The organism is Bacillus sp. SIMBA_074 (genome assembly GCF_046534555.1).
Taxonomy (GTDB): Bacteria; Bacillota; Bacilli; order Bacillales; family Bacillaceae_G; genus Bacillus_A; species Bacillus_A mycoides.
The window spans coordinates 1-262 of the sequence record NZ_JAWRYM010000712.1 but is presented as its reverse complement, the minus strand read 5'-3'; the positions used below and the strand labels follow the sequence as shown (position 1 = coordinate 262).

Below are 262 nucleotides of genomic sequence, written 5' to 3'. Positions count from 1 at the left end.
GATCGGAGTGATTTTCGGGCCCAAGTCCGAACCGATGACATTTGCATATATAAGGGCTTCCTTGATAACGCCGGTAGTATTGGTATCGGAAATGGCAAGTGCATCGATCATCACGGTTGGCATGTTATTCATAAGCGAAGAGAGAATGGCGGCAATGAAGCCCATTCCAATCGTTGCTGCAAATAATCCTTGATCGGCGGTAACTTGGATTAAATCCGTTAATACATTCGTCAATCCAACATTCCGCAGGCTGTAAACCACA

1 protein-coding gene is annotated in these 262 nt (G+C 45.4%); it reads right to left on the bottom strand.

The annotated features are described in order from the left end of the window. The coding region (locus tag SB773_RS32640) for an ArsB/NhaD family transporter (protein WP_410594538.1) at positions 1 to 262 on the bottom strand (262 nt) is incomplete at both ends.